Source organism: Peribacillus sp. SIMBA_075 (genome assembly GCF_046534585.1).
On sequence record NZ_JAWRYN010000475.1, the window covers coordinates 1 to 277 of the forward strand.

Genomic DNA, 277 nt, shown 5'->3' on the forward strand with positions numbered 1-277 from the left:
CGTTCAAAAGGAAGCACTTGTTCTAAACCGAACGTAAAGAGGTGCTGATTATGCTCATTTGCCCAAATTGCAAATGTAAAGACATCGGAAAAATTGGGGTCAATCAATATTATTGCTGGGGCTGTTTTATTGAATTGACGCTGTCAAAAGGTAAAATATCTACACACCAAGTGGAGGAAGACGGTACACTAAGCAGTTTAGATGATCTGTTTAGTGATGATGAACGTTCAATTCAACTATAAGTGTTAAGGGGGAATTTCGAATGGGCAAAATGACT

Annotated in this window: 1 protein-coding gene; it reads left to right on the forward strand. The window is 38.3% G+C overall.

The features are described from left to right. The first annotated feature begins 50 nt into the window (after nucleotides 1-50). Nucleotides 51-242 carry a hypothetical protein gene (locus SB775_RS29060; RefSeq protein ID WP_003216308.1) on the forward strand — a complete coding sequence of 64 codons (192 nt, stop codon included), beginning with the start codon at nucleotides 51-53 and terminating at the stop codon, nucleotides 240-242. The last annotated feature ends 35 nt before the right edge of the window (nucleotides 243-277 follow it).

What these genes read in the sequence shown, in the direction of transcription:
- SB775_RS29060 (WP_003216308.1), top strand. Translation starts at nt 51, where the DNA reads ATGCTCATTTGCCCAAATTGCAAATGTAAAGACATCGGAAAAATTGGG.